This window comes from Streptomyces sp. NPDC051976, assembly GCF_040680795.1.
GTDB lineage: Bacteria > Actinomycetota > Actinomycetes > Streptomycetales > Streptomycetaceae > Actinacidiphila.
Genome location: NZ_JBFAXL010000018.1, coordinates 62,791 through 75,395, shown reverse-complemented (window position 1 = coordinate 75,395; position 12,605 = coordinate 62,791). Strand labels below are relative to the sequence as shown.

10 protein-coding genes, 1 pseudogene and 1 riboswitch are annotated in these 12,605 nt (G+C 75.2%); of the genes and pseudogenes, 10 read left to right on the top strand and 1 reads right to left on the bottom strand.

Annotation, left to right across the window (positions count from 1 at the left end; genetic code table 11):
- Positions 1-43: 43 nt before the first annotated feature.
- Positions 44-703: a class II aldolase/adducin family protein gene (locus AB0M29_RS19750; RefSeq protein WP_365384166.1), complete on the bottom strand. Its 660-nt coding sequence runs from the start codon at positions 701-703 to the stop codon at positions 44-46.
- A 97-nt stretch (positions 704-800) separates the two neighbouring features.
- Here AB0M29_RS19750 and AB0M29_RS19745 point away from each other — a divergent pair, with 97 nt between their 5' ends.
- From AB0M29_RS19745 to cobC, 10 genes and pseudogenes are all read left to right on the top strand, one after another.
- Entirely contained in the window at positions 801-2,192 is a 1,392-nt protein-coding gene (locus tag AB0M29_RS19745) for an FAD-dependent oxidoreductase (protein WP_365384164.1), read from the top strand.
- A gap of 266 nt (positions 2,193-2,458) precedes the next feature.
- Positions 2,459-3,685 carry an inorganic phosphate transporter gene (locus AB0M29_RS19740; protein ID WP_365384162.1) on the top strand — a complete coding sequence of 409 codons (1,227 nt, stop codon included), beginning with the start codon at positions 2,459-2,461 and terminating at the stop codon, positions 3,683-3,685.
- 34 nt (positions 3,686-3,719) lie between these two features.
- On the top strand, positions 3,720-3,950 hold the full coding sequence (locus tag AB0M29_RS19735; RefSeq protein WP_365384160.1) for a hypothetical protein: 231 nt from the start codon (positions 3,720-3,722) through the stop codon (positions 3,948-3,950).
- A gap of 169 nt (positions 3,951-4,119) precedes the next feature.
- Positions 4,120-4,249: riboswitch (cobalamin riboswitch) on the top strand.
- A gap of 152 nt (positions 4,250-4,401) precedes the next feature.
- Positions 4,402-5,400 carry a cobalamin biosynthesis protein gene (locus tag AB0M29_RS19730; RefSeq protein ID WP_365384158.1) on the top strand — a complete coding sequence of 333 codons (999 nt, stop codon included), beginning with the start codon at positions 4,402-4,404 and terminating at the stop codon, positions 5,398-5,400.
- A gap of 17 nt (positions 5,401-5,417) precedes the next feature.
- Positions 5,418-6,914, top strand: coding sequence for a cobyric acid synthase (locus tag AB0M29_RS19725; protein ID WP_365384156.1), 1,497 nt, complete (start codon positions 5,418-5,420; stop codon positions 6,912-6,914).
- A 55-nt stretch (positions 6,915-6,969) separates the two neighbouring features.
- Entirely contained in the window at positions 6,970-9,015 is a 2,046-nt protein-coding gene (locus tag AB0M29_RS19720; protein WP_365384155.1) for a putative cobaltochelatase, read from the top strand.
- Positions 9,015-9,611, top strand: a complete 597-nt coding sequence (gene cobO / locus AB0M29_RS19715; protein WP_365384153.1) for a cob(I)yrinic acid a,c-diamide adenosyltransferase — start codon at positions 9,015-9,017, stop codon at positions 9,609-9,611. The genes AB0M29_RS19720 and cobO overlap by 1 nt, the downstream gene beginning before the upstream one ends.
- A complete protein-coding gene (locus AB0M29_RS19710) occupies positions 9,608-11,119 on the top strand; it encodes a cobyrinate a,c-diamide synthase (protein ID WP_365384151.1) in 1,512 nt (503 codons plus the stop codon). Before cobO ends, AB0M29_RS19710 begins: the two co-directional genes overlap by 4 nt.
- A 5-nt stretch (positions 11,120-11,124) precedes the next feature.
- Positions 11,125-11,466: pseudogene (locus AB0M29_RS19705) on the top strand (cobalamin biosynthesis protein); the annotation flags it as partial.
- Between the two features lie 89 nt (positions 11,467-11,555).
- Entirely contained in the window at positions 11,556-12,599 is a 1,044-nt protein-coding gene (cobC, locus tag AB0M29_RS19700; protein WP_365384274.1) for an Rv2231c family pyridoxal phosphate-dependent protein CobC, read from the top strand.
- Positions 12,600-12,605: the final 6 nt, after the last annotated feature.

Here is a 12,605-nt window from a genome sequence, read left to right as displayed (position 1 = left end):
CGGCGTCGGCGGGCGGGTGACGGCGGGCGCCCGCGGACGGGCCCTACGGCTTGGGCTGCCCCGGCTGGCCGTAGTCCCGCAGCTTCTCGGCGACCCGGTTCAGCTCGCGCCCGGAGAGCGTGTGCGGCGCGTGGTCGGTGGCCGAGCGGGCCAGCAGCCAGACCCGGCACATCCACTCCAGCTGGGCGGTGTTGTCGAACGCCTTGGCCAGGGTGTCGGCGTACACCAGGGTGCCGTGGTTGCGCATCAGGCAGCCGCTGCGGTCGCGCAGGGCCCGCAGCACGGCGGCGGCCAGCCGGTCGGTGCCGTAGGTGGCGTAGGCGGCCACATGGATCTGGCCGCCGAGGGCCGCGGCCATGTAGTGGATGTTGGGCAGCCGGTCGACGAGCGTGGAGACGGCGGTGGCGTGCGGCGCGTGGGTGTGCACGATCGCCCGCGCCGGGGTGCCGCGGTAGACCGCCAGGTGGAGCGGCAGCTCGCTGGTCGGCCGCAGCTCGCCGCTCACCTGCCGCCCGTCGAGGTCCACCACCACCGCGTCGCCGGGGCCCAGCCGGTCGTACGGCACGCCGGTCGGGGTGACCAGCACCAGATCGCCGACCCGCGCCGACACATTGCCCGAGGTGCCGACCACCAGCCCGTCGGCTACCGTGCGGCGTGCCGTGTCCACCACGTCCGACCAGGCTTTCTCCAGGGAGTCCTGCACCGCGGGTTCCTTTACACGTTGGCCGTTGCCGCGCGCTCGTGGTGGGCAGTAGCGTCCCGCCACACCACCGAGCCACACGGACTCCAGGGGCAGCATTATGACCACCGTCAACGGCGGTATCTCGTTCTGGTACGCGCGCACCGGCATTCCCGTACCCCGCGAGCCGCTGCCCGGGGACGGGGACGCCGACGTGGTGATCGTCGGCGGCGGCTACACGGGGCTGTGGACGGCGTACTACCTGAAGAAGGCCGTGCCGTTCCTGCGGATCACCGTGCTGGAGGCGAAGTTCTGCGGGTACGGCGCGTCCGGACGCAACGGCGGCTGGCTCTACAACGGGATCGCGGGCCGCGACCGGTACGCCAAGCTGCACGGGCACGAGGCCGCCAGGACGCTCCAGCTGGCGATGAACGACACCGTGGACGAGGTGGTGCGGGTCGCCGCGCAGGAGGGCATCGACGCGGACATCCAGCGCGGCGGGGTGCTGGAAGTGGCGTACTCCCCCGCCCAGTTGGCGCGGCTGAAGGCGTACCACGCGACCGAGACCGCGTTCGGCGAGAAGGACCGGGTGCTGCTGGGCGCGGCGGAGTCGGCGGGCCGGATCAGGGTGGCGGGCACCGTCGGCGGCACCTGGACGCCGCACGGCGCGCGGGTCCACCCGGTGAAGCTGGTTCAGGGGGTCGCGGCGGCGGCCGAGCGGCTCGGCGTGGTCATCCACGAGTCGACGCCGGTCACCGAGATCCGCCCGAAGCACGCGGTCACCCCGTACGGCACGGTGCGGGCGCCGTACGTGCTGCGCTGCACCGAGGGCTTCACCGCCTCGCTCAAGGGGCAGCGGCGGACCTGGCTGCCGATGAACTCCTCGATGATCGCCACCGAGCCGCTGCCGCCGGAGATCTGGGAGACGATCGGCTGGGAGGGCGGCGAGACGCTCGGCGACATGGCGCACGCGTACGTCTACGCCCAGCGCACCGCCGACGGCCGGATCGCGCTGGGCGGCCGCGGTGTCCCGTACCGCTTCGGGTCCCGTACCGACAACGACGGGCGCACCCAGGCGGCGACCGTCGAGGCGCTGCGCGAGGTGCTGGTGCGGCTGTTCCCCTCGACGGCGGGGGTGGCGATCGACCACGCCTGGTCGGGGGTGCTCGGGGTGCCGCGCGACTGGTGCGCCAGTGTGCAGCTCGACCGCAGTACGGGGCTCGGCTGGGCGGGCGGCTACGTCGGCAGCGGGGTGGCCACCGCGAACCTGGCGGCGCGCACGCTGCGGGATCTGGTCCAGCTCGACTCGGGGCAGGGCCAGCGGACCGAGCTGACCGCTCTGCCGTGGGTGGGGCACCGGGTGCGGCGCTGGGAGCCCGAGCCGTTCCGCTGGGTGGGGGTGCGCGGGATGTACGCGGCCTACCGCGGCGCCGACCGCAGGGAGTTGTCGGGGCGGAGCGCGGCGACCGATCCGGTGGCGCGGTACGCGGACCGGATCTCTGGGCGGCACTGAGCTTCCGGACCGGGCCTGCGGACCGGGCTTCCAGGAGGCACTGACTCAGCCCTGGGCGAACACCGGGCGGCGGCGGATCGGGGTGCCGCGGGGCATGGTTGCGGCCTCGCGGCCCGCACTTCGGGGTCCGATCCAGCCGATCGCCCCGATACTGGCGACATACACCGGGCCACCGGCACCGCAAAGCCGCTGTCAGTTCACCTTCCGTTCATTCACAGTCCGTACGGTCGCCTCGCCACTGTCCGCTCGAACGAATGCCTGGGTCCATGGAACACATCACGCTCCTGATCGGAATCGTGATCGCCACCGCACTCGTGTTCGACTTCACGAACGGTTTCCACGACACCGCCAACGCAATGGCCACCACCATTTCGACCGGCGCGCTCAAGCCCAAGACGGCGGTGGCCATGTCCGCCGTACTCAACCTCGTCGGCGCCTTCCTCTCGGTGGAGGTCGCCAAGACCATCTCCGGCGGGATCATCGACGAGTCCGCCGGGATCAGACCCGAAGTGATCTTCGCGGGCCTGGTCGGCGCGATCGTCTGGAATCTGCTGACATGGCTGGCGGGACTGCCCTCCAGCTCCTCCCACGCACTCTTCGGCGGCCTGATCGGCGCCACGCTGGTCTCGGTCGGCACGCACGGCGTGCACGGCCAGGCCGTCGTCATGAAGGTGCTCATCCCCGCCGTCGCCGCGCCGATCGTGGCCGGCCTGGCCTCGACGCTCGCCACCCGGCTCACCTACCGGATCGGCCGCGACGCCGACCCGCAGGCCACGTCCAGGGGTTACCGCGCCGGGCAGATCGCCTCGGCCGGCCTGGTCTCCCTCGCCCACGGCACCAACGACGCACAGAAGACCATGGGTGTGATCACGCTCACGCTGATCACCGGTGGCATCGTCGCCCCGCACTCCGACCCGCCGCTGTGGGTCATCGTCTCGGCCGGTACGGCGATCGCGCTCGGCACCTACCTGGGCGGCTGGCGGATCATCCGCACCATGGGCAAGGGCATCACCGACATCCAGCCGCAGCAGGGCTTCGCCGCCCAGACCGGCGCCGCGGCCACCATCCTCGCCTCGTCTCATCTCGGCTTCGCGCTGTCCACCACGCAGGTCTGCTCCGGTTCCGTGATGGGCGCGGGGCTGGGCCGCAGCGGAGCGGTGGTCCGGTGGAGCACCGCGGGCCGCATGGTCGCCGCATGGGGCCTGACGCTGCCCGCGGCCGGTCTGGTCGCGGCGGGCGCCGCGCTCCTGGCCGACGAGGGCGCCTGGGGCATCACCGCCGTCGCCGTACTCGGCCTCGCGGTCTGCGCCGCCATCCGCACCGCCTCGCGCCGCAAGCCGGTCACCCACGCCAACGTCAACGACCCCGAGACCGGGTTCGCCACGGAGCCGCAGGGCGCGGTCACGGCCGCGATCGCCGCGGTCATCCCGCCGCCCGCCGGCGCCACCCCGCCCGTCAACGACGCCGTTCCCGGCGCCGCGGCCACGGCCTGACACCCCGGCACCCGGACCGGACAAGGACACGCACATGACCATCGACTGGCAGGCCCTCGGCACCGTCCTCGGCGTCACCCTGGTGGCGACCGTGGGCCTGGTGGGCCTCTTCACCCTCGGCATCGTCGGTCTGTCCAAGACCGCCCCCGCCGCCGGCGGACAGGGCGGGGGCGGCGCCGCCGTGCTCGCCCGCGCCGCCGGCTACCTCTGCTTCGCGGCCTGCGCGGCGGCGGTCTCCTGGGGCATCTACCTGATCGTCGCCTGACCCCGGCCCGCACCCGCGGGCCACGCGCCACGCCACCTCGGCGGCCGTCGACTCCGGTCGGCGGCCGCCGTCGTGGTGTGGACCTGGACACACTCAGTCTGCCCAGGTCAAGGGTCAGTTGACGGGCCTGCGCGCACGTGGTGGACTGCGGAGGCCATGCGGCGGCAGGAGAGGAAGTCCGGTGCGAATCCGGCGCGGTCCCGCCACTGTCACCGGGGAGTGCACTCCCAACCCGTACGTCACGGCCGGAAGTCCGGCTGGAAGACCGGGAGTGCGTAGATCCGGGAGCCAGGAGACTCTCACCGCCGGTACGTCGAGCCAGGGCGCGGACCCTGAGTGAGGACTTCTGCCATGCCCGGCACGCGAAGCGCGCGAGCGGTCCGCCCCACGGACCCCGACACGCCCACGCCCTCCCCCGCGTTCCCCGCGGATGTGACGGCGGCCTGAACAGATGCGTGCCGACCGCGTTTTCGCGTACGGCGCCACGCTCGGCTTTCTCGGCGACCTCCTCGCGGGCGACCCGCGCCGCGGCCATCCGGTCGCGGCCTTCGGGCGCGCGGCGGGTGCGCTGGAACGCCGGCTGTGGCGCGACGACCGGGCCAGTGGCGCGGTCTTCACGGCGCTGTGCGCCGGGGGTGCCGTGGGCGGCGCCGCGCTCGCCCAGCGAGCCGTACGCTCCTGCGCCGCGCTCTCCGTGGCGCTGACCGCCGCCGCGACCTGGTCGGTGCTGGGCGGTGAGTCGCTGGCCCGCGAGGCGCGGCTGATCGGGGCGGCGCTGGAGGCCGGCGATCTGGCGGCCGCCCGCGCGCGGCTGCCGCATCTGTGCGGACGCGACCCGCAGGCGCTGGACGCGGCGGGCATCGCGCGGGCCGTCGTCGAGTCGGTCGCCGAGAACACCTCGGACGCCGTCGTCGGCGCCCTGGTGTGGGGCGCCGCGGGCGGAGTGCCGGGCCTCGTCGGCTTCCGCGCGGTCAACACCCTGGACGCGATGGTCGGCCACCGGTCGCCGCGCTTCCTGCGCTTCGGGTGGGCCGCCGCCCGTCTCGACGACGTCGCGGGCTGGCCGGGCGCCCGGCTCACCGCCGGCCTCGCGGCGCTCGCCGGACCCGATCCGCGCGGCGCGCTGCGCGTGTGGCGGCGGGACGCGGCGCTGCACCCCAGCCCCAACGCGGGCCCGGTGGAAGCCGCGTTCGCCGGGGCGCTGCGGCTGCGGCTGGGCGGCACGCTGTCCTACGCGGGCCGCACCGAGCACCGCCCGGTCCTGGGCGCGGACCTGCCGCCGCCCACCGCCGCCGACATCGCCCGCGCCGTCCGGCTCTCCCGCCGCGTCAGCGCCCTGGCCCTGGCCACCGCCGCCACCGCCCGTCTGACCGCCGCCGCGATCCGCCGTGCCCGGCGGGGTGGTTCCGCCGTGTCCGGCGGGCATCAACCGAAGGGGGGACCGAAGTGAGCCCGAGAGGTGGGGGGTTGCTTGTCGCCGGGACGACGTCGGACGCCGGGAAGAGCGTGGTGACCGCGGGCATCTGCCGCTGGCTGGTCCGGCAGGGCGTGCGCGTGGCGCCGTTCAAGGCGCAGAACATGTCGCTGAACTCGTTCGTCACCCGCGAGGGCGCCGAGATCGGGCGGGCCCAGGCGATGCAGGCGCAGGCGGCCCGCGTGGAGCCGTCGGCGCTGATGAACCCGGTGCTGCTCAAGCCCGGCAGCGACCGCAGCAGCCAGGTGGTGCTGCTGGGCAAGGCGGTGGGCGAGATGAGCGCCCGCGGCTACCACGGCGAGCGGCGGCCCGCGCTGCTGGAGACCGTCGCCGGGTGCCTGGAGGAGCTGCGCGGCCGGTACGACGCGGTGATCTGCGAGGGCGCGGGCAGCCCGGCGGAGATCAACCTGCGGCGTACCGACATCGTCAACATGGGCCTGGCCCGTAGGGCCGGACTGCCGGTGGTGGTGGTCGGCGACATCGACCGCGGCGGCGTCTTCGCCTCCTTCTTCGGCACCACCGCCCTGCTCGCGCCCGAGGACCAGGCGCTGGTCGCGGGCTATCTCGTCAACAAGTTCCGCGGCGACGTCTCCCTGCTCCAGCCCGGCCTGGACATGCTGGACAAGCTCACCGGCCGCCCCACCCTCGGCGTGCTGCCGTACGCGCACGGCCTGGGCATCGACGAGGAGGACGGGCTCAACGTCTCCTTGCGGGGCGCCGTTCGGGAGTCCGTGGTGCGGCCGCCGCACGGCGAGGACGTGCTGCGGGTCGCGGTCGCCGCGGTACCGCTGATGTCGAACTTCACCGACGTGGACGCGCTCGCCGCCGAACCCGGTGTCGTGGTGCGGTTCGTGGACCGGCCGCAGGAGCTGGCGGACGCCGATCTGGTGGTGCTGCCCGGCACCCGGGGCACCGTGCGGGCGCTGGAGTGGCTGCGCGCCCGCGGCCTGGCCGACGCGGTGGTGCGGCGGGCCGCGGAGGGCCGCCCGGTGCTGGGCGTCTGCGGCGGCTTCCAGATGCTCGGGACCCGGATCGACGACGACGTCGAGTCGAAGGCGGGCAGCGTCGCCGGTCTCGGCCTGCTGCCGGTACGGGTGCGGTTCGCCGCCGAGAAGACGCTGGCCCGGCCGGTCGGCGAGGCGTACGGGGAACGCGTCGAGGGGTACGAGATCCACCACGGCGTGGCCGAGGTCGGCGGCGGCGACGAGGAGTTCCTCGACGGCTGCAGGTCGGGCGCGGTCTGGGGCACCCACTGGCACGGCTCGCTGGAGAGCGACGGCTTCCGCCGGGCGTTCCTGCGGCGGGTCGCGGCCATGGCGGGCCGCCGGTTCGTCCCGGCGCCCGACACCGCGTTCGGCGCGCTGCGCGAGGAGCAGCTCGACCGGCTCGGCGATCTCATCGAGGAGCACGCGGACACCGCGGCGCTGCTGCGGCTGATCGAGGACGGCGCGCCCGCCGGACTCCCGTTCGTCCCCCCGGGGGCCCCGTGACCACCCCATCCGCGATCCCTGTGATCAGCGGTATCCGCGACAACGAGGAGGCAGCGTGACCCCGTACCCGTTCACCGCCCTGGTGGGCCAGGAGGACCTGCGGCTGGCGCTGCTGCTGAACGCGGTGAGCCCGGCGGTCGGCGGCGTCCTGGTCCGCGGCGAGAAGGGCACCGCCAAGTCGACGGCGGTACGCGCCCTGTCCTCGCTGCTGCCGGAGGTGGGCGTCGTGCCCGGCTGCCGGTTCTCCTGCGACCCCGCCGCGCCCGACCCGGCGTGCCCCGACGGCCCGCACGCCGCCGATGTCCGCCCCGGATCGCGGGCGGCCCGGATGGTGGAGCTGCCGGTCGGCGCCTCGGAGGACCGCCTCGTCGGCGCGCTGGACATCGAACGCGCCCTGGCCGAGGGCGTCAAGGCGTTCGAGCCCGGCCTGCTGGCGGCGGCCCACCGAGGTCTGCTCTACGTCGACGAGGTCAACCTGCTCCACGACCACCTGGTGGACCTGCTGCTGGACGCCGCCGCGATGGGCGCCAGCTACGTCGAGCGCGAGGGCGTCTCGGTCCGGCACGCGGCCCGCTTCCTGCTGGTCGGCACGATGAACCCCGAAGAGGGCGAGCTGCGGCCGCAGTTGCTCGACCGGTTCGGTCTGACGGTGGAGGTCACCGCCTCCCGCGAGACCGACGAGCGGGTGGAGGTGGTCAGGCGGCGGCTCGCGTACGACGCCGACCCGGCCGGTTTCGCGGCGCGTTGGGCCGCCGAGGAGCAGGCGGTACGCGAACAGATCACCACGGCACGGGAGTTGCTGCCGACGGTGCGGCTCGGCGACAGCGCGCTGCGCCAGATCGCCGCGACCTGCGCGGCGTTCGAGGTGGACGGGATGCGGGCTGACATCGTGATGGCCCGCGCCGCGACGGCGCTGGCCGCGTGGGCGGGCCGTACGGAGGTGCTTCCCGAGGACGTACGGCAGGCCGCGCTGCTCGCGCTGCCGCACCGGCGCCGCCGCAACCCCTTCGACGCGCCCGGCCTCGACGAGGACAAGCTCGACGAGACGCTGGAGCGGTCCCGCGGCGAGGACGAGGACGACCCGGACCCGGACGGCGGTCCTGACGGCGACGGGCCGGACGACGGCGGTGGCCCCGGTGGCGACCGGCCGCCCGCCGACGGCCCCGAGGAGAGCCGGGCGCCCGACAGCGGCGAGCGCGAGCCCGGTGTGCCCGAGCCGCGTGAGTCCGAACCGGAGGTGCCCGAGCCCCGGCCCGCCCTCGCCGGCGGCGGCGAGCAGGCGGCGGTCGGCGCCGCGGAACCCTTCAAGGCACGGCACTTCGACGTGCCGGGGCTGGGCGAGGGCGCGGCCGGACGGCGCTCCCGGGCCCGTACCGCGCACGGCCGCACCACCGGGGCGCGGCGGCCCCAGGGCCAGCTCACCAAGCTGCATCTGGCCGCCACCGTCCAGGCGGCGGCCCCGCACCAGCACGCCCGCGGCCGGTCGGGGCCCGGCCTCGTGGTGCGCCGCGACGATCTGCGGCAGGCCGTCCGCGAGGGCCGCGAGGGCAATCTCGTGCTGTTCGTCGTCGACGCCTCCGGTTCGATGGCCGCGCGGCAGCGCATGAGCGCGGTCAAGGGCGCGGTGCTGTCGCTGCTGCTCGACGCCTACCAGCGCCGCGACAAGGTCGGCCTGGTCACTTTCCGCGGCTCCGGCGCCGAACTGGCCCTGCCCCCGACGTCGTCGGTGGAGGCGGGCGCCGCCCGGCTGGAGCGGCTGCCGACCGGTGGCCGTACGCCGCTGGCCGCCGGGCTGCTCAAGGCCCGCGAGGTGCTGCGGATCGAGCGGCTGCGGGACGCCTCGCGCCGCCCGCTGCTGGTCGTGGTCACCGACGGCCGGGCGACCGGCGGCCCGGAACCGGTGCTGCTGGGCGCCCGCGCGGCCCGGCTGCTGGCCGCCGAGGGCACCGCGTCGGTGGTCGTGGACTGCGAGTCGGGCCCGGTGCGGCTGGGTCTGGCGACCGCGCTCGCCCAGGAGTTGGGCGGCGTCGCGGTGAGCTTGCGGGAGTTGCGCGCGGACGCCGTGTCCGCGCTGGTCAAGGACGTACGGAGGGCCGCGTAATGCCACAGGGACAGCCGAGTTCCGTACCGGACGACGGACTGACGACCCGGCAGCGCCGGAACCGTCCGCTGACGATGGTGCACACCGGTACCGGCAAGGGGAAGTCGACCGCGGCCTTCGGGATGGCGCTGCGGGCCTGGAACCAGGGGTGGCCGGTCGGGGTGTTCCAGTTCGTCAAGTCGGCGAAGTGGAAGGTCGGCGAGGAGCGGGCGCTGCGGGTGCTCGGCGACTCCGGCGAGGGCGGCACCGTCACCTGGCACAAGATGGGCGAGGGCTGGTCCTGGGTGCAGCGCGACATCTCCTCCAGCGAGGAGGCGGCCCGCGAGGGCTGGGAGCAGGTCAAGCGGGACCTGGCAGCGGAGCGGTACCGGTTCTACGTGCTGGATGAGTTCGCGTACCCGATGCACTGGGGCTGGGTCGACACCGACGAGGTGGTGTCCGTGCTACGCGACCGCCCCGGCGCCCAGCACGTTGTCATCACCGGCCGCAACGCGCCCGCCGCGCTGCTGGACGCCGCCGATCTGGTCACCGAGATGACGAAGGTCAAGCACCCGATGGACGCGGGCCAGAAGGGCCAGCGAGGGATCGAGTGGTGATCTCCGTCCCCCGGCTGGTCATCGCCGCGCCCGCCTCCGGCAGCGGCAAGACCACCGTCGCCACCGGCCTGATGGCGGCGTTCACCGAGGCCGGGCTCGCCGTCTCGCCGCACAAGGTCGGCCCCGACTACATCGATCCCGGCTACCACACGCTGGCGACCGGGCGCCCCGGCCGCAACCTCGACGCCTACCTGTGCGGCACCGAACGGCTGGTCCCGCTCTTCGCGCACGGCGCCGCGGGCTGCGAACTCGCCGTCGTCGAGGGCGTGATGGGCCTGTACGACGGCGCCTCCGGGCTGGGCGAGCTGGCGTCCACGGCGCAGGCCGCGAAGGTGCTGCGGGCGCCGGTGGTGCTGGTGGTGGACGCCTCGTCGCAGTCCCGCTCGGTCGCCGCGCTCGTCCACGGCTTCGCCTCCTGGGACCCCGAGGTGCGGATCGGCGGCGTCATCCTCAACAAGGTCGGCACCGACCGGCACGAGGCGCTGCTGCGGGACGCGCTCGACGAGTCCGGTGTGCCCGTCCTCGGCGTCCTGCGGCGCGCCCCCGTCGTCCAGGTGCCCTCCCGGCACCTCGGGCTCGTGCCGGTCGCCGAGCGGCGCGCCGACGCGGTCTCCTGGGTGCGCGAGCTCGCCGGGCGCGTGCGCGAGACCTGTGACCTGGAGGCCCTCCTCGCCCTGGCCCGCAGCGCCCCGCCCTTGCCGGGCGACACCTGGGACGCCGCCACCGAGGTGGACGCCTGCGGCGGGCCTTCTCCCCTGACCCGCCCCTTCCCGAAACCGGGGCTCCGCCCCGGACCCCGGTCCTCAAGCGCCGGACGGGCTGAATTTTCAGCCCGTCTGGGGGCACCTCCCGGACGGAGTCTGGGGGAGATTGAGGACTTCGGGAAGGGGCGGGGTGGGGGAGAGAAGCGCCGCGGGTGGCCGGTGGTGGCGGTGGCCGCGGGGCCCGCGTTCACGTTCGGGTACGCCGAGCAGGCGGAGTTGCTGGCCGCCGCGGGGGCGGAGGTCGTGCCGTTCGATCCACTGCAAGACGAGTGCCTGCCGCCCGGCACGGCCGGAATCGTGCTGGGCGGCGGCTTCCCGGAGGTGTACGCGGCCGGACTGTCGGCGAACGCGCCGCTGCGCAAGGAGGTCGCCGCCTTCGAAGGCCCGATCGCGGCGGAGTGCGCCGGACTGCTCTATCTGGCACGGGAGTTGGACGGCGCCCCGATGTGCGGGGTACTGGACGCGGCAGCGGCGATGGGCGAGCGGCTGACCCTCGGCTACCGGGAAGCCGTCGCGCTCGGCGACAACATCCTCGCGGCGGCCGGAACCCGGGTCAGGGGCCATGAGTTCCACCGCACCCAGCTCACCCCGGGCGCCGGCGCGTCCCCCGCGTGGGGCTTCGCCCGGCCCGAGCGCCGGGTGGAGGGGTTCGCGCAGGGAAACGTCCACGCCTCCTACCTCCATGTGCACTGGGCGGCCGAGCCGTCGCTCGCGCGGCGCTTCGTCGAGAGCTGCGCGCCGTGAGACCGCCGCCGGTGGTGGTGGCCGGGGTCGGCGGGAGCCGCGGGGTCGCGGCCGCCGAGGTGATCGCCCTCGTCGAAGAGGGCCTGGCGCGGGCCGGGTTGGCGCCCGGGGACCTGACGGGCCTGGCGACGGTGACGGCGAAGGCCGGGGAGGCCGGGATCGTGGCCGCCGCGGCGCACTTCGGGGTCCCGCTGACGACGTTCCCCGCCGAGGCGCTCGCCGCCACACCCGTGCCCACCCCCTCCCCGGCACCGCTCGCCACCCTCGGCACCCCGTCGGTGGCGGAGGCCGCAGCCCTGCTGGCCGCCCCGGGGGGCGAACTCCTCGTACCCAAGCGGAAGTCGGCGCGGGCCACGGTGGCGATCGCCCGCGCGCCGCGAGGCGGCCCCTCCCCCGTACGTCCGTTCAAGGAGACCGACCGGTGAACCCATTGCGCATGCCCGCCGAGGCCGGGGAGTACGACCTGCGGCACCACGGCGACGCCGAGGTCGGCGAGGGGCTGGTCGATCTGGCCGTCAACGTGCGGACGGGGACGCCTCCGGTGTGGCTGCGGGAGCGGATCGCGAAGTCGCTGGCCGGGCTGGCGAGTTATCCGGACGGGGCCGAGGCGCGGCGGGCGGTCGCCGCGCGGCACGGGCGGCCGGACGACGAGGTGCTGCTGACCGCGGGGGCCGCCGAGGCGTTCGTCCTGCTGGCGCGGGCGCTGACGCCGCGCCGGGCGGTGGTGGTGCACCCGCAGTTCACCGAGCCGGAGGCCGCGCTGCGCGACGCCGGGCACGCGGTGGAGCGGGTGCTGCTCAGCGCGGCGGACGGCTTCCGGCTGGACCCCGCGGCGGTGCCCGGGGACGCGGACCTGGTGGTGGTCGGCAACCCGACCAACCCGACCTCCGTCCTCCATCCGGCGGCGCTGCTGCGCCAGTTGGCGCGCCCGGGGCGCACCCTGGTGGTCGACGAGGCGTTCATGGACGCGGTGCCCGGTGAGGGCGAGTCGCTGGCCGGGGACGGCGCCGTACCGGGTCTTGTGGTGCTGCGCAGCCTCACCAAGACGTGGGGGCTGGCCGGACTGCGGATCGGCTACGTCCTGGCGGGACCGGGGACGGTGGAGGCGCTGCGGCGCGCCCAGCCGTTGTGGGCGGTGTCGGCGCCCGCGCTGGAGGCGGCTCGCGCGTGCATGGGCGCGGACGCGCTCGCGGAGGCGGCGGAGGCGGCCCGTACGGTCACCGGCGACCGGGCGTATCTGCTGGCCAGGCTGGCGGAGCTGCCCGGGGTCGAGGTCGCGGGCGACGCCCCCGCGGGGCCCTTCGTGCTGCTGCGGATGGCGGAGGCCGCCGAGATCCGGCTGCGGCTGCGGGAGTTGGGCTACGCGGTGCGCCGCGCGGACACCTTCCCCGGCCTCGGCCCCGACTGGCTGCGGGTCGCGGTCCGCGACCACCGGACGACCGACGGGTTCGTCAACGCCCTGGCCACCGCCGTCGCGTGACGGCGG